The following is a 16,341-nucleotide window of genomic DNA, read 5'->3' as shown; positions in this document are numbered from 1 at the left end:
AAGCGTAAAAAAGTGAAAGCAAAGAAAGTAACAGCAAAAAGTAGAAAAAATAGCCAACTGCAAAAAAAGATGAAGACGACAGCCCAAGCATAGGGGCCTTTAAAAACCGCAGCCAGTTTTTAAAGGTTCCTTAAAAGGGAAACCCTTACTGATAAAGGGCCTCCCAAAGAGAGAACATGCATAAAGCACGTCCAAGAGAACCTTTATCGAGGTCGCTTAAATGCGGCGATTAGTTAACCACGGCGAAAACTAAAGCTTTAAAAGCTTAAGGGATCACAATGCAGAACGGCGTAATGAAGGACTGGCTGGATTCAAGCTTTCTGGCAGGCGCGAACCAGACTTATATAGAACAGCTCTATGAAGATTATCTGACTGACCCTAACTCTGTCGATGCCGAGTGGAAAGCAATTTTTGATCAACTACCTGGTGCGGCATTAGGTACTAGCGGTGAACAATTCCACTCCCAAGCGCGCGATTACTTCCGTCGCTTAGCAAAAGACTCTACACGTTATCACACCTCTGTTAGCGATCCAGCTATCGACGCAAAACAAGTCAAAGTTTTGCAATTAATCAATGCGTTCCGCTTCCGCGGGCACCAAAATGCGAATCTTGACCCGTTAGGTCTTTGGAAACGTGAATCTGTTCCAGATTTAGACCCAGCATTCCACAACCTGACGAAAGAAGACTTCAACGAAACCTTCAATGTGGGTTCATTTGCTATTGGCAAAGAAACCATGAAGCTGAGTGAGCTATATGAGCACCTGAAACGTATTTATTGCGGTTCTATCGGTGCTGAATATATGCATATCACAAATACAGAAGAAAAACGTTGGATTCAGCAGCGTCTTGAATCTGTAGACGTATCTAAAATTTTCTCAGTAGAAGAGAAAAAACGCTTCTTAGCAGAATTAACGGCAGCTGAAGGGCTTGAGCGTTACATTGGGGCTAAATTCCCAGGTGCCAAGCGTTTCTCATTGGAAGGTGGTGATTCACTAATCCCAATGCTGAAAGATTTAATCCACCACGCAGGCAAGCAAGATACCCGTGAAGTTGTTTTGGGTATGGCTCACCGTGGTCGTTTAAACGTTCTAGTTAATATCTTAGGTAAAAAACCTGGCGAATTATTTGATGAGTTCGCGGGGAAACATAAAGACCACTCTAGTGCGGGTGACGTTAAGTATCACCAAGGTTTCTCCTCTGATTTTGAAACCGCAGGTTCTCGTGTTCACTTAGCATTAGCATTTAACCCATCTCACCTTGAGATTGTTAGCCCTGTAGTTATTGGTTCAGTACGTGCTCGTCGTGACCGTCTGGATGAAGGCCGCAGCAATATGGTTCTGCCAATTACCATTCATGGTGACTCAGCAGTAACTGGCCAAGGCGTTGTGCAAGAAACATTAAATATGTCTCAAGCACGTGGTTATGAAGTTGGCGGTACTGTACGTATCGTAATTAATAACCAAATTGGTTTCACTACTTCAAATCCAAAAGATACACGTTCAACCGAATACTGTACTGACATCGTTAAAATGGTGCAGGCGCCAATTTTCCACGTGAATGCAGATGACCCTGAAGCAGTGGCATTTGTAACACGTTTGGCACTGGATTTCCGTAACACGTTCAAACGCGATGTTATGATTGATTTAGTATGCTATCGCCGTCATGGGCATAACGAAGCGGATGAGCCAAGTGCAACTCAGCCAGTGATGTATCAAAAAATCAAACAGCACCCAACACCACGTAAAATTTATGCAGACCGTTTAATTGCAGAAAATGTGTTAAGTGCTAATGATGTCACTGAAATGGTTAATCTGTATCGTGATGCGTTAGATGCGGGTAACTGTGTGGTTGAAGAATACCGTGAAATGGGTCTGAACTCATACACATGGGCTCCATATTTAAACCATGAATGGGATGCATCATACAAATCAACCGTTGATATTAAACGCCTAACTGAACTGGCAACTAAAGTCAGTACTATTCCAGAAGGCGTGGTTGCGCAATCTCGTGTTGAGAAAATCTATGCAGACCGTGCCGAAATGGCGAAAGGTGAAAAACTTCTCGACTGGGGCGCCGCTGAAACTTTAGCGTACGCAACATTGGTTGATGAAGGTGTTCCTGTACGTTTATCGGGTGAAGATGCGGGCCGTGGTACATTCTTCCATCGCCATGCAGTTATTCACAATCAAACGAATGGTTCAGTTTACGTCCCACTGCAGAATATCCATAACGGGCAAGGTGTTTTTAATGTTTGGGACTCTGTTCTGACTGAAAACGCCGTATTAGCATTCGAATATGGTTATGCAACGACAGAACCACGCGCATTGACTATTTGGGAAGCACAATTCGGTGACTTCGCTAACTGTGCGCAAGTGGTTATCGACCAATTCATTAGCTCTGGTGAGCAAAAATGGGGTCGTATGTGTGGTCTGGTAATGCTACTGCCTCATGGTTATGAAGGTCAGGGGCCAGAGCACTCATCTGCACGTTTAGAACGTTACCTGCAACTGTGTGCTGACCAAAACATGCAAGTGTGTGTGCCATCAACACCAGCTCAGGTTTATCACATGTTACGTCGCCAAGCCTTACGTGGCATGCGCCGTCCTCTGATTGTGATGTCACCAAAATCTCTGCTGCGTCACCCGTTAGCGGTTTCTAGCATGGAAGAATTGGCTAATGGTACATTTGAGCCAGTTATCGGTGAAATCGATGAAATCAATCCGAAAAATGTGAAACGCGTCGTTCTGTGTTCAGGGAAAGTCTATTACGATCTGTTAGAACAGCGTCGTAAAAATGAACAAACTGACGTTGCTATCGTGCGTATCGAACAGCTATATCCGTTCCCACACGAAGATATCCAAAAAGCGTTGGCGCAATTTACTGATGTAAAAGACTTTGTATGGTGTCAAGAAGAGCCATTAAACCAAGGTGCTTGGTATTGCAGTCAACATAATTTCCGTGAAGCTATCCCAGCTGGGGCAACTTTACGTTATGCAGGTCGAGCTGCTTCTTCATCTCCAGCAGTTGGCTATACGTCCGTACACCAGGAACAACAAAAAGCCCTGGTTAATGACGCTTTGAACATTGAATAATTAAAGGATAGAAAATGAGTAGCGTAGAAATTCTTGTTCCCGATCTTCCTGAGTCCGTTGCAGATGCTACGGTTGCCACATGGCATAAAAAACCAGGTGACAGTGTTCAGCGTGATGAAGTACTGGTTGAGATCGAAACAGATAAAGTCGTTTTAGAAGTTCCTGCAAGCGAAGCGGGTGTATTAGAAGCTATCGTTGAAGATGAAGGTGCAACAGTATTGTCTAAGCAGTTACTGGGTCGCATTCGTTTAGGCGATAGCACTGGCATTCCAGCTGAAGTGAAAGAAGCACAAGAGTCAACACCTGCACAACGTCAAACTGCAAGTTTAGAAACAGAAAGCAACGATGCGCTGACACCAGCTATTCGTCGTTTAATTGCAGAGCACGATTTAAACCCTGCGGATATCAAAGGGACTGGCGTTGGCGGTCGTTTAACTCGTGAAGATGTTGAAAAACATTTAGCGGCAAATAAATCTGCGACACCTGCGGCGAAAGCACCAGAAGCGCCACAAGCGCCATTAGCGCACCGTAGTGAAAAACGTGTTCCAATGACTCGTTTACGTAAACGTATCGCAGAGCGCCTGTTAGAAGCGAAAAATACGACTGCAATGCTGACGACGTTTAACGAAGTCAACATGCAACCAATCAAAGACTTACGTAAACAATATGGCGAAGTATTCGAAAAACGTCATGGTGTCCGTTTAGGCTTTATGTCTTTCTATGTTAAAGCTGCGGTTGAAGCACTGAAACGCTACCCAGAAGTGAATGCTTCTATTGATGGCGATGATGTGGTTTACCATAACTATTTCGATATCAGTATTGCTGTATCAACACCACGTGGTCTGGTAACGCCAGTGCTGCGTGATGTCGATGCAATGAGCATGGCTGATATCGAGAAGAAAATTAAAGAACTGGCTGTCAAAGGTCGTGACGGTAAATTAACTGTCGAAGACTTAAGTGGTGGTAACTTCACTATCACTAACGGTGGCGTATTCGGTTCTCTGATGTCTACACCTATCATTAACCCACCACAGAGCGCGATTTTAGGCATGCATGCGATTAAAGACCGCCCTATGGCTGTAAATGGTAAGGTAGAAATTCTTCCTATGATGTATTTAGCACTGTCTTACGACCACCGTTTAATCGATGGTAGTGAGTCAGTTGGCTTCTTAGTCGCTATCAAAGATATGCTGGAAGACCCAACTCGTTTACTGCTGGACGTATAGCAACATAACAGGGCAGGGTACAACTTGCCCGGTCTGAAGTAACCGATGCAACCCGTTCGCGGGTTGCTAAATCAGTAACAATTGCAGGAGGCGAATAAACGCCTCTTCAGACTCAATTATGGATAGAACATCATGAATTTACACGAGTACCAGGCAAAACAGTTGTTTGCACGTTATGGGATGCCTGCACCGACAGGTTATGCCTGTTCATCAGTTGCTGAAACCGTCGATGCAGCTAAAAAAATTGGTAACGGCCCATGGGTAATTAAATGCCAAGTTCACGCTGGTGGACGTGGTAAAGCGGGTGGCGTGAAAGTCACTAGCGATATCAATGAAGTTAAAGCGTTTGCAGAACACTGGTTAGGTAAAAACTTAGTTACCTATCAAACAGATGCTAATGGCCAACCAGTAAACCAAATTTTAGTTGAAACTGCGACTGACATTGATAAAGAACTCTATTTAGGTGCTGTTGTTGACCGTAGCACTCGCCGCGTTGTGTTCATGGCTTCTACCGAAGGTGGCGTGGAAATTGAGAAAGTCGCAGAAGAGACCCCAGAGTTAATTCACAAAGCGATTATCGACCCATTGACTGGCCCAATGCCTTTCCAAGGTCGTGAGTTAGCATTCAAATTAGGTCTAACTGGCAAACAAGTTAGCCAATTTGCAAAAATTTTCATGGGTCTAGCAACATTATTCCTAGAACGTGATTTAGCATTAGCTGAAATCAACCCACTGGTTATCAGCACTGCGGGTGATTTAGTTTGCTTAGATGGTAAATTAGGTATCGATAGCAACGCGTTATATCGCCAACCTGAAATCCGTGAACTGCGTGATGAATCACAAGAAGATGCGCGTGAAGCACAAGCAGCTCAGTGGGAACTGAACTATGTTGCATTAGACGGCAACATCGGTTGTATGGTTAACGGTGCAGGCCTTGCAATGGGTACGATGGACATCGTTAAATTACACGGCGGCGCACCAGCTAACTTCTTAGATGTTGGCGGCGGCGCGACAAAAGAGCGTGTAACTGAAGCATTTAAAATCATTCTTTCTGATGAAAACGTGAAAGCGGTTTTTGTTAACATCTTTGGTGGTATCGTTCGTTGCGACCTGATTGCAGACGGCATCATTGGTGCAGTTGAAGAAGTTGGCGTAAATGTACCGGTAGTTGTGCGTTTAGAAGGTAACAATGCAGAGTTAGGTGCTAAAAAACTGGCAGATAGCGGCTTGAACATCATCGCTGCAAATAGCCTGACAGATGCAGCTAAGAAAGCAGTAGCAGCAGCGGAGGCTAAATAATGTCTATTTTAATCGATAAAAACACTAAAGTAATTTGCCAAGGTTTCACTGGTGGTCAAGGTACATTCCACTCAGAACAAGCGATTGCTTATGGCACGCAAATGGTCGGTGGTGTGACTCCAGGTAAAGGTGGCACTGTTCACTTAGGTCTACCTGTATTTAACACTGTTCGTGAAGCTGTAGAAGCAACGGGCGCAACAGCCTCTGTTATCTATGTTCCAGCACCATTTTGTAAAGATTCTATTTTAGAAGCTATCGATGCAGGCATTAAACTGATCATCACCATCACTGAAGGTATCCCAACGTTGGATATGCTGACAGTGAAAGTGAAATTAGACGAAGCAGGCGTTCGTATGATTGGGCCTAACTGCCCAGGTGTTATCACTCCGGGTGAATGTAAGATTGGTATCCAACCTGGTCATATCCATATGCCAGGTAAAGTCGGTATCGTTTCGCGTTCAGGTACGTTGACTTATGAAGCTGTTAAACAAACAACAGATGCAGGCTTAGGTCAATCGACTTGCGTAGGTATTGGTGGTGACCCAATCCCAGGTTCAAACTTCATTGATATCCTGAAATTATTCCAAGCGGATCCGCAAACTGAAGCTATCGTCATGATCGGTGAAATCGGTGGTAACGCAGAAGAAGAAGCGGCGGCTTATATTAAAGAGCACGTCACTAAACCTGTTGTCGGTTACATCGCAGGTGTAACTGCACCAAAAGGCAAACGTATGGGGCACGCAGGTGCAATCATCGCTGGCGGTAAAGGCACAGCTGATGAGAAATTTGCTGCATTAGAAGCGGCTGGTGTGAAAACTGTTCGTAGCCTTGCAGACATCGGTGATGCAGTAAAATCATTACTGAACAAATAAGTGATTCGCTAGGCAACTAGCAAGAGTAAGAGACGAAAGCCCGTGCTCATGTGAGCGCGGGTTTTTTTATGGTTTACAAAAATATTTCAAACAAATTTTATGTGGTTATGCGGTTTTCTGAAAAGAGTGTCTATACTTAAAAATGCGTATTACAGGCTTATATGAAGGAAAATTGATAATGAGGGGCAATTAGACGAGTAGGGGAGGCGCTAATCGCATTTTGTGCAAAAAATAGCAAAATTGCGGCATGTCAATTTTATAATATTGACGGCAATTCAATTAAACCAATATAACCGCTTAGTTGATAAAAACGGCTATATTAATAAAATTCATAATAAGTTTAAAATAAGATACTATTACAAATTAAATATTCTTTTTTCGAGGCTTTAATTCAATGATTATATTTTTTGTTAATCTTTGGAAAAATTAAGAACATTTGTATCATTATCAATAACAGCATTTTAACAAGTAAATAACCATTAATTGACTGACAGGTATATCAATTAACAACAGGAAAAAAATTGACGTAAATCAATTCATTGCCTCTGGCTTTATTTGTTCAAATTGCTTAAATTGGTGCTCGATCAAATACTCGGTTTTCTATTAAAGGGTATAATTATTGATGTAAATTCAGAATTCAAATCTGAGTCACGTAAAAGAAGTTTATTGTGTGTGAAGATAGGCGTACTATTATTATAGTAACGTTTGTTCTTTTAATTTTGTTAATTATTTGTTGTTTTGAGGCATTTTTTGCTGGTAGTTAAGAGGCTTTCTAAGTATTTAAAACTGGAAGCTGGGTTGCCGCAAGTCGGTGTCTTCCTGCTAGGAGCAAGGAGTCAAGATGTTTGATATTGTCGAACTGTCACGATTACAGTTTGCCTTAACTGCGATGTATCACTTCCTGTTCGTACCATTAACGCTAGGTATGGCGTTTTTGCTTGCGATCATGGAAACGGTATATGTACTGTCAGGCAAACAAATTTATAAAGATATGACTAAGTTCTGGGGTAAGTTATTCGGTATTAACTTTGCTCTGGGTGTTGCAACGGGTTTGACCATGGAGTTCCAATTCGGTACTAACTGGTCTTACTACGCTCACTACGTTGGAGATATCTTCGGTGCACCTCTTGCAATCGAAGGTTTGATGGCGTTCTTCTTAGAATCTACCTTTGTTGGTTTATTCTTCTTTGGTTGGGATCGTTTAAGCAAAAAACAACACCTTGCTGTAACATGGTTAGTTGCTTTAGGTTCTAACTTCTCTGCTTTGTGGATTTTGGTCGCGAACGGTTGGATGCAAAACCCAATCGCTGCTGATTTCAACTTTGAAACCATGCGTATGGAAATGGTTAGCTTCTCTGAGCTAGTCTTGAACCCAGTCGCACAAGTTAAATTCGTCCACACAGTTGCTGCAGGTTATTGTACCGGTGCAATGTTTATCTTAGGTATTAGCTCTTACTACCTGCTTAAAGGTCGTGATGTTGCTTTTGCTAAGCGTTCTTTTGCAATTGCGGCAAGTTTTGGTATTGCAGCGGTTCTATCTGTTATCGTTCTTGGTGATGAATCAGGTTACGAAATGGGTGACGTACAAAAAACGAAACTTGCAGCCGTTGAAGCTGAGTGGGAAACTCATGCTCCTCCAGCCGCGTTTAACTTAATCGCTTGGCCAGATACCGAGAAACAAGAAAATAAATTTGCTATCTCGATTCCTTGGGCGATGGGTATCATTGCAACCCGTTCTGTCGACACACCTGTTTTAGGCTTGAAAGACCTAATGAAACAACACGAAGTTCGCATTCGTAACGGTATGATTGCATACGGTCAGTTACAAGAACTTCTTGCAGGTAATAAAGATCCTGAACTGCGTGCGGCATTCGAAGCAAGCAAAAAAGATCTTGGATATGGTCTTCTGTTAAAACAATATGCACCAAATGTTGTTGATGCAACTGAAGCTCAAATCCAAAAAGCAGTGAAAGATAGTATTCCTAACGTTGGGCCTCTGTTCTGGGCATTCCGTATCATGGTTGGTGTTGGCTTCCTGTTACTGTTGATTATTGGCTGGGCATTCCTGTCAGTAGTTCGTAACCGTATTGGTCAAAATAAACTATTGCTGCGTATTGCACTACTCGGTATTCCATTACCATGGATTGCAATTGAATCGGGTTGGTTCGTTGCTGAATATGGTCGTCAGCCATGGGCAATTGGTGAAGTGTTACCGGTTTCGGTTGCACACTCCAACTTGACAACCCATGACCTGATCTTCTCTATGGTATTGATCTGTGGTCTGTACACACTGTTCTTAATTGCTGAAATGTTCTTAATGTTCAAATTCGCTCGTAAAGGGCCAAGTAGCCTGAAAACCGGTCGTTACCACTTTGAACAGAAAAACACTTCTGCACACGACGTTCAGTAAATAGGAGTCCACTTATGTTTGATTATGAAGTTCTTCGATTTGTGTGGTGGATCCTTATCGGTGTATTACTGATTGGGTTTGCTGTCACAGATGGCTTTGACATGGGCGTTGGCTTCTTATTACCTATCTTAGGTAAAACAGATACTGAACGCCGTATCATGATTAACGCAGTTGCACCGCACTGGGATGGTAACCAAGTTTGGTTAATCACCGCGGGTGGTGCTATGTTCGCTGCATGGCCACAAGTTTATGCTGCGGCATTCTCCGGCTTCTATGTCGCTATGATTTTGGTATTAGCAGCACTGTTCTTCCGTCCGGTTGGTTTCGACTACCGTTCAAAACTGGAGAACCCAAAATGGCGTAATATGTGGGACTGGGGTCTGTTTATTGGTGGTTTCGTTCCACCATTAGTTATCGGTGTTGCGTTTGGTAACCTGTTATTAGGTGTTCCACTACAAATTGATAACCAGCAGTACCTGACTTATACAGGTAACCTGTTTGGTCTGCTAAATCCATATGGTCTGTTAGCGGGTGTTGTCGGCTTAATGATGATTGTGACGCAAGGTGCAACTTATTTGCAAATGCGTACCACGGGTGAACTGTACCTACGTGTTCGTAAAGCGACTTATATCTGTGCATTAGTTACTTTAGTTGCTTTCGCAGGCGCAGGTGTTTGGTTAGTAATGGGTATTGATGGTTATGTTGTTACTTCAACTATCGATACATTGAGTGTTTCTAACCCACTAAACAAGACAGTCGCAGTTGAATCAGGTGCTTGGTTGACTAATTTCAACACTTACCCAATTCTGTGGGCGTTGCCTGCTCTGGGTGTAGCACTACCGTTAGTCACAATGCTGTTTAGTAAAGCAGACAAAAATGGTTGGGCGTTTGTGAGTTCTTCATTAACTATCGCTTGTATCATTTTAACCTGTGGTGTAGCAATGTTCCCATTCATCATGCCTTCAAGCATCATGCCAAACGCAAGTTTGACCATGTGGGATGCAACATCTAGCTTGTTTACACTGCAAGTGATGACTGTTGTTGCTATTATCTTTGTTCCAATCGTACTGGCATACACCGCATGGTGTTACTATAAAATGTTCGGTCGTTTGGACAAAAACTTCATCGAAGGCAACAAGCACTCACTGTATTAAGGAGCATAACTATGTGGTATTTCGCCTGGATCCTCGGCACGCTGTTAGCTTGTAGTTTTGCAGTGATTGCAGCATTAGCATTAGAGCACTCAGAAGACTCTAAAACAGCTAAAGATGGTGAGTAATAAAAATGCTGGTGGATAAAACCTATCAGCTATTGGATAAGGGGCCGATAAGGGCCCTTATCCTTATTTTAGCTTTAGTAACTGCAGGTGCAGTCATGTGGGATCCAACCCTATTTGCTGCGAAAACGAGTTCATTTCAGATATGGCAAGGGCTGTTGTTAATATGGGCAACATGTACCGCGATGATTTTTGGTGTGGGTTTTAAACCTAAAAAAGTTATCTTCCGTGCAATTTTCCATCCATTGCCAGCTGCCATCATTCTTATTTGGGGACTTTTTCAGGTCTTTAGATAATTCTAATTGCTAATTATGGGTCAATGGACCCATAATTATTTTTGATATCTTTACTTTCAAAGTGATTCCAAACTGGCACTGTCTTGCGTATAGTGGCACCGTTAATTAATTTAACCTAAGACGGAGTGATTGTTATGTTATTTCGCTGGCCTGTTCGCGTGTATTATGAAGATACAGATGCGGGCGGTGTTGTTTATCATGCACGCTATTTAGCCTTTTTTGAGCGAGCAAGAACCGAAATGCTGCGAAATAAAGGTATCAATCAACAAAGTATGCTTGCTGAAAACCTTGGCTTCGTTGTGCGAAGCATGACAATTGATTTTGTCAAAGGCGCTAAGCTAGATGACCTGCTGGAAGTTGAAACGCAAATTATTGAAATGAAACGCGCTTCATTAACTTTTCAGCAAAGGTTAGTTGATTCACAAGGTAACCTGCTTTGTGGGGCAAATGCCCTTATTGCTTGTGTGGACACATCAAAAATGAAGCCGATTGCGCTTCCTAAGTCTATTGTCGCGGAGTTTAAACAGTGACTGACATGAATATCCTGGATTTATTCCTTAAAGCGAGCCTTTTGGTTCAGCTCATTATGTTCGTTTTGATCGGTTTTTCTATCGCATCATGGGCGATCATTATTCAAAGAACGAAAATTTTAAATGCGGCAACTCGTGAGGCTGAAGCATTTGAAGATAAGTTCTGGTCAGGTATCGAGTTATCGCGCTTATATAAAGAAAGCCAAGCTCGCCGTGATGAATTGAGTGGTGCCGAACAAATTTTCCATTCTGGTTTTAAAGAGTTCGTTCGTTTACACCAAGCGAATATTCATGCGCCAGATGCGGTAGTCACGGGCGCTTCTCGTGCAATGCGTATCTCAATGAATCGTGAACTTGAATCAGTTGAAGCGCATATCCCATTTTTAGGTACTGTTGGCTCAATTAGCCCTTATATTGGTTTATTTGGTACCGTTTGGGGGATTATGCATGCATTTATTGCATTGGGCGCGGTAAAACAAGCAACATTACAAATGGTTGCACCGGGTATTGCTGAAGCATTGATTGCAACCGCAATTGGTTTGTTTGCAGCGATCCCTGCAGTTATGGCATTTAACCGTTTGAACTTACGTGTCAGCAAATTAGAGCAAAACTACGATAACTTTATGGAAGAGTTTTTAGCCATCTTGCATCGTCAAGCTTTCTCTGCTGATAAGAAATAAGACGGGGGAGATAAGCGAATGGCGCGCACAAGTCGCAGACGTGAGCTGAAATCCGAAATCAACATTGTTCCATTACTGGACGTATTGTTGGTACTGTTGCTGATATTTATGGCAACAGCACCGATTATTTCTCAAAGTGTGGAAGTTGAATTGCCGGATGCAACAGATACACAAACCGTCTCATCAAGTGATAACCCACCGATTATTTTAGAAGTGTCGGGGGTTGGCCAATATAATATGCGTCTTGATGGTGAGGTTTTAGAATTGTTACCACCAGAGCAAATTGCGGCAGAAGCAAAATCTCAATTAGAGAAAAATCCAAAAGCGATTTTCTTGATTGGTGGAGCAAAAGAAGTCCCTTATGAAGAAGTGATTAAGGCGCTGAATATATTACACAGCGCAGGGATAAAATCGGTTGGCTTGATGACTCAGCCTATTTAGGCTGGGTTATTGTCGTTTGAATAAGTCACAATTCTTTTTTTGGATACCAGAGTGGGAAAGACAAAAGAGAAAAAAGATAACTTAAATCGATCATTAGTGATGTCAATTGTATTGCACGTCCTATTGATCGGCTTGATTGTTATAGGCTCTTTAGTTTCCGTCGTCAAACTTGGTGGTGGCGGAGAAGAGGGAACTGTCATCGATGCGGTGATGGTTGACCCTGGCGTGGTTGTTGAGCAATATGAAGAAATGCAAAGGCAGCAAAATAACGTCAGACAAGCGGCGAAAGAGCGTAAAGAGCAAGAACAAAAGCAAGAGGCTGAGCTTAGAGAGCAGCAAGAAAAGGAACAAAAGCGTCTTCAGCAGCTTGAAGAAGAGCGTATTAAAACTGAGCGTGCAACGGCGGAGCAACAAAAGCAAGCCGAAGAACAACAGAAGAAAGCGTTAGAAGCGGCTAAAAAAGCGAAGGAAGAGCAAAAAATAGCTGAAGAAGCTGCCGCGAAAGCGAAAGCAGAAAAAGAAAAATTAATTAAAGAGCAAGCCGCTGAAAAGGCGAAAGCTGAGGCACAAGCTCAGAAAGAAGCAGAAGCGGCGAAAGCCAAAGCTGAAAAAGAAGCTAAAGAGAAAGCCGAAAAAGAAGCCAAGGAAAAAGCAGAAAAGGACGCTAAAGTAAAAGCTGAGAAAGAAGCTAAAGCTAAAGCCGATAAGGAAGCCAAAGAAAAAGCAGATAAAGAAGCGAAAGCCAAAGCGGCAAAAGCTAAGGCTGAGGCTGCAAAAAATGCGGCTTCCGTTGACGATTTGCTTGGTGATTTAACGGCATCAGGCCCTAGCAAGCAAGGTGGCGAAGCTGCGGCTGGAAAAGGTGGCGGTAAAAAATCAGGGGCATCCAATGCTGATGTGGACAGCTATGCTGGTAAAGTCAAAGCGGCTATCCAAAGTAAGTTTTATGATTCAGATACTTTCCGTGGGCGTACTTGTGAACTTCAATTGAAGCTCGCGCCAGATGGGTTATTGGTGAGTATTACACCAAAAAATAGCCCGGCCAATGACGCGGCACTCTGTGATGCAGCAATCCGAGCAGCAAAACTTGCAACGATGCCTAAACCACCTAGCAGAGAAGTCTATGATACGTTTAATAAAGCAGGTAGCACGGTTGTGTTTAAACCTTAATATTCAATAACTCAGAGCAGTCTGTATTGATATTATTAAGGCAATAGCATAAATAGTTTGTGTGGTATCTAGTTTTGTTATTATACCTTTGTTAAAATTCAGCGAATTATTGCGGTAGTAAATAATCCGCAGTAAGGGAGATAAGAATGAAGCAGGCTTTTAAAGTAGTTTTAGGGTTCCTAATGCTATGGGCGACAGTGGCTCAGGCTGAAATACGTATTGAGATCACTGAAGGTGTTAACTCAGCTCAACCTATTGGTGTTGTTCCGTTTAAATGGTCAGGTGCCGGTGCACCACCACAAGAAGTCGGCCAAATAGTCGGTGCTGATTTACGCAATAGCGGGAAATTTAACCCTATCGAACCAAGCCGTATGCCTCAACAACCGGGTACCGCTTCTGAAGTGATTCCTGAAGCGTGGACAGCGTTAGGTATTAACGCAGTTGTTGTGGGGCAAGTACAGCCTGCAGCAGATGGTAGCTTTGTTGTTAGCTATCAGTTAGTTGATGTCGCGGCTAACCCAGGTGCTGTTTTATCTCAGAACCAATATAAAGTAACAAAAGAATGGTTACGTTATGCAGCGCATACTGCAAGTGATGAAGTCTTTGAAAAATTGACAGGTATTCGTGGTGCATTCCGTACACGTATTGCTTATATTGTTGTCAACAAAGGCGGTCAGTATCCATATGAATTACGTGTTTCTGATTACGACGGTTTTAACCAGTTTACGGTTCACCGTTCACCAGAACCTTTGATGTCGCCAGCATGGTCACCAGATGGTGAAAAACTGGCTTATGTTACATTTGAAAGCGGCAGTTCAGCACTTGTCATTCAAACCTTATCGACAGGAGCGGTTCGTCAGGTAGCATCATTCCCTCGTCACAATGGGGCACCTGCATTCTCTCCGGATGGGACTAAACTGGCATTTGCATTGTCTAAAACAGGCAGCTTGAATTTATATGTAATGGACTTAGCGAGTGGGCAAATTCGTCAGGTAACCGATGGTCGTAGTAACAATACCGAGCCAAGCTGGATGCCAGATAGCCAAACTTTAGTCTATACTTCAGATCAGGCAGGACGTCCGCAGATTTATAAAATGAATATTAATGGTGGCAGCCCTGAGCGTGTGTCCTGGGAAGGAACACAAAATCAGGACGCTGATGTTAGCCCGGATGGTACTTTCTTAGTGATGGTCAGCTCCGGTGGCGGTCAGCAACATGTCGCCAAACAAGATCTGGCAACGAATAACGTTGAATTTTTAACGAAAACGTTCCTAGATGAAACGCCGAGTATCGCACCTAACGGCACTATGGTAATTTATAGCTCCTCTCAAGGCTTGGGGACTATATTGCAGCTAGTTTCGACCGACGGGCGTTTCAAAGCGCGTCTTCCGGCTACCGATGGACAGGTTAAATTTCCTGCCTGGTCGCCGTATCTGTGATGCATAATAATAATGTGTGGCAAAAAATATTAAGGATCAAAACGATGCAACTGAATAAAGTGCTTAAAGGGCTGATGATCGCGTTACCAATCATGGCAGTCGCAGCTTGTAGCTCTAACAAAAACAATGACCAAGATGGCGTAGATACTTCTACTAACCAAACTAATACTGGTCTGTCTGCGGAAGAGCTGGCACGTCAGCAAATGGAACAGCTGCAACAAAACAACACTGTTTACTTTGGCTTTGACAAATACAACGTATCTCCAGAGTACGCTGAAATGTTAGATGCACACGCAGCATTCCTGCGTAGCAACCCATCTGTACGTGTTGTTGTTGAAGGTCATGCGGATGAGCGTGGTACTCCAGAATATAACATCGCGCTGGGCGAGCGTCGTGCTAATGCAGTTAAAATGTACCTGCAAAGCAAAGGTGTTTCTGGTGACCAAGTTTCACTGGTTTCTTACGGTAAAGAAAAACCAGCTGTGTTAGGTCACACTGAAGCAGACTACGCGAAAAACCGTCGTGCAGTCATTGCATACTAATAGATAAGCGAAATTATCTATTATGAACAGTAACTTCAGACACTTACTAGTCGGTCTGTCGTTATTGGTTGGCGTAGCGGCCCCTTGGGCCGCTATTGCCCAAGCGCCAATCAACAATGTCGGATCTGGTTCAACAGCAGATCGCCTTACCCAACTTGAGACAGCAGTTAGCTCTCAAGGTCAAATTCTGTATCAAATTCAACAGCAACTCGCTGACAATCAACGCGATATCGACATGTTACGTGGTCAGATTCAAGAAAGTGAATACAAATTGAATCAAGTCATTGAGCGTCAGAAAGATTTATACATGCAATTAGACAATGCGGGCGGTGGTAATTCAGCAACTTCAGGCGATACAGCAACACCTGACACTAGCGCATCAAATGGATCATCTTCCTCAGCGACACCTACGGCAGCGGCCAATACAGGTGGAAATGAGAAAGATGATTACAATGCTGCAGTCAAATTAGCGATGGAAAGCAAATCCAAAGCTCAAATTGACCAAGCAATAGGTGCATTACAAGGTTTTATTAAAGCCTACCCTAAGTCTGGGTATCAATCTAACGCCAACTATTGGCTGGGGCAGTTAAACTACAATAAAGGTAGCAAAGACGATGCTGCTTTTTATTTCGCCACTGTAGTTAAGCAGTATCCTAAATCCCAAAAAAGCAGCGAAGCCTTATATAAAGTTGGGCTGATCATGCAAGATAAGGGACAAAAAGATAAAGCGAAAGCTGTTTACCAACAGGTATTGAAACAATATCCAAACAGTGCTGGTTCAAAATTAGCCGAAAAAAAGCTGAGTACACTTTAATTTATGGCCCCGAAGCAATATTACCGAATATTTCGGGGTTATCAGTATGATAAGTGTGCGTTTAATCTTTTTTTGCAAAAAAATCATTGCACCCTCGTCAGAAATCAGTAATATAAGCCGCCGTTGATACGAGAATACGGTTAGCCGAAAATCTCGAAAAACAGAAAGAAATTTAGTTTTAGATGGGTCGTTAGCTCAGTCGGTAGAGCAGTTGACTTTTAATCAATTGGTCGCAGGTTCGAATCCTGCACGAC

15 protein-coding genes are annotated in these 16,341 nt (G+C 42.9%); all 15 read left to right on the top strand.

Annotated elements, in window-relative coordinates; all coding sequences use genetic code 11:
• The first annotated feature begins 278 nt into the window (after positions 1 to 278).
• The 15 genes from sucA (at position 279) to cpoB (ending at position 16,087) form a co-directional block, all read left to right on the top strand.
• Positions 279 to 3,092 carry a 2-oxoglutarate dehydrogenase E1 component gene (gene sucA / locus SJ312_RS21810; protein WP_004256820.1) on the top strand — a complete coding sequence of 938 codons (2,814 nt, stop codon included), beginning with the start codon at positions 279 to 281 and terminating at the stop codon, positions 3,090 to 3,092.
• Between the two features lie 14 nt (positions 3,093 to 3,106).
• Positions 3,107 to 4,318 (top strand): 2-oxoglutarate dehydrogenase complex dihydrolipoyllysine-residue succinyltransferase, encoded by a 1,212-nt coding sequence (gene odhB, locus SJ312_RS21805; protein ID WP_004256815.1) that lies wholly within the window; start codon positions 3,107 to 3,109, stop codon positions 4,316 to 4,318.
• Between the two features lie 132 nt (positions 4,319 to 4,450).
• Positions 4,451 to 5,617 (top strand): ADP-forming succinate--CoA ligase subunit beta, encoded by a 1,167-nt coding sequence (gene sucC, locus SJ312_RS21800; RefSeq protein WP_004256812.1) that lies wholly within the window; start codon positions 4,451 to 4,453, stop codon positions 5,615 to 5,617.
• Positions 5,617 to 6,489, top strand: coding sequence for a succinate--CoA ligase subunit alpha (gene sucD / locus SJ312_RS21795; RefSeq protein WP_004256808.1), 873 nt, complete (start codon positions 5,617 to 5,619; stop codon positions 6,487 to 6,489). The genes sucC and sucD overlap by 1 nt, the downstream gene beginning before the upstream one ends.
• 841 nt (positions 6,490 to 7,330) lie before the next feature.
• Positions 7,331 to 8,899, top strand: a complete 1,569-nt coding sequence (cydA, locus tag SJ312_RS21790) for a cytochrome ubiquinol oxidase subunit I (protein WP_004256799.1) — start codon at positions 7,331 to 7,333, stop codon at positions 8,897 to 8,899.
• A gap of 14 nt (positions 8,900 to 8,913) precedes the next feature.
• Complete coding sequence (gene cydB / locus SJ312_RS21785; RefSeq protein ID WP_096865175.1) at positions 8,914 to 10,053, top strand: cytochrome d ubiquinol oxidase subunit II; 1,140 nt, start codon at positions 8,914 to 8,916, stop codon at positions 10,051 to 10,053.
• Positions 10,054 to 10,064: 11 nt separating this feature from the next.
• A complete protein-coding gene (cydX, locus tag SJ312_RS21780) occupies positions 10,065 to 10,178 on the top strand; it encodes a cytochrome bd-I oxidase subunit CydX (RefSeq protein WP_004256792.1) in 114 nt (37 codons plus the stop codon).
• A 5-nt stretch (positions 10,179 to 10,183) separates the two neighbouring features.
• Positions 10,184 to 10,471: a cyd operon protein YbgE gene (gene ybgE / locus SJ312_RS21775; protein ID WP_004256791.1), complete on the top strand. Its 288-nt coding sequence runs from the start codon at positions 10,184 to 10,186 to the stop codon at positions 10,469 to 10,471.
• A 134-nt stretch (positions 10,472 to 10,605) separates the two neighbouring features.
• Complete coding sequence (gene ybgC, locus SJ312_RS21770) at positions 10,606 to 11,001, top strand: tol-pal system-associated acyl-CoA thioesterase (protein ID WP_004256789.1); 396 nt, start codon at positions 10,606 to 10,608, stop codon at positions 10,999 to 11,001.
• On the top strand, positions 10,998 to 11,681 hold the full coding sequence (gene tolQ, locus SJ312_RS21765; protein WP_004256787.1) for a Tol-Pal system protein TolQ: 684 nt from the start codon (positions 10,998 to 11,000) through the stop codon (positions 11,679 to 11,681). The genes ybgC and tolQ overlap by 4 nt, the downstream gene beginning before the upstream one ends.
• 18 nt (positions 11,682 to 11,699) lie before the next feature.
• Entirely contained in the window at positions 11,700 to 12,122 is a 423-nt protein-coding gene (gene tolR / locus SJ312_RS21760; RefSeq protein WP_004256786.1) for a colicin uptake protein TolR, read from the top strand.
• Positions 12,123 to 12,173: 51 nt separating this feature from the next.
• Complete coding sequence (tolA, locus tag SJ312_RS21755; RefSeq protein ID WP_004256784.1) at positions 12,174 to 13,292, top strand: cell envelope integrity protein TolA; 1,119 nt, start codon at positions 12,174 to 12,176, stop codon at positions 13,290 to 13,292.
• 146 nt (positions 13,293 to 13,438) lie between these two features.
• Positions 13,439 to 14,731 (top strand): Tol-Pal system beta propeller repeat protein TolB, encoded by a 1,293-nt coding sequence (tolB, locus tag SJ312_RS21750; protein ID WP_004256782.1) that lies wholly within the window; start codon positions 13,439 to 13,441, stop codon positions 14,729 to 14,731.
• A 44-nt stretch (positions 14,732 to 14,775) separates the two neighbouring features.
• Positions 14,776 to 15,273, top strand: a complete 498-nt coding sequence (gene pal / locus SJ312_RS21745; RefSeq protein ID WP_004909091.1) for a peptidoglycan-associated lipoprotein Pal — start codon at positions 14,776 to 14,778, stop codon at positions 15,271 to 15,273.
• A gap of 22 nt (positions 15,274 to 15,295) precedes the next feature.
• Positions 15,296 to 16,087 carry a cell division protein CpoB gene (gene cpoB, locus SJ312_RS21740; protein ID WP_004256777.1) on the top strand — a complete coding sequence of 264 codons (792 nt, stop codon included), beginning with the start codon at positions 15,296 to 15,298 and terminating at the stop codon, positions 16,085 to 16,087.
• The last annotated feature ends 254 nt before the right edge of the window (positions 16,088 to 16,341 follow it).

The organism is Providencia sp. CIM-Carb-044 (assembly GCF_033901115.1).
GTDB lineage: Bacteria > Pseudomonadota > Gammaproteobacteria > Enterobacterales > Enterobacteriaceae > Providencia > Providencia hangzhouensis.
Note: the sequence above shows the minus strand (reverse complement) of the source record. Positions and strands in the feature narration are given on the sequence as shown.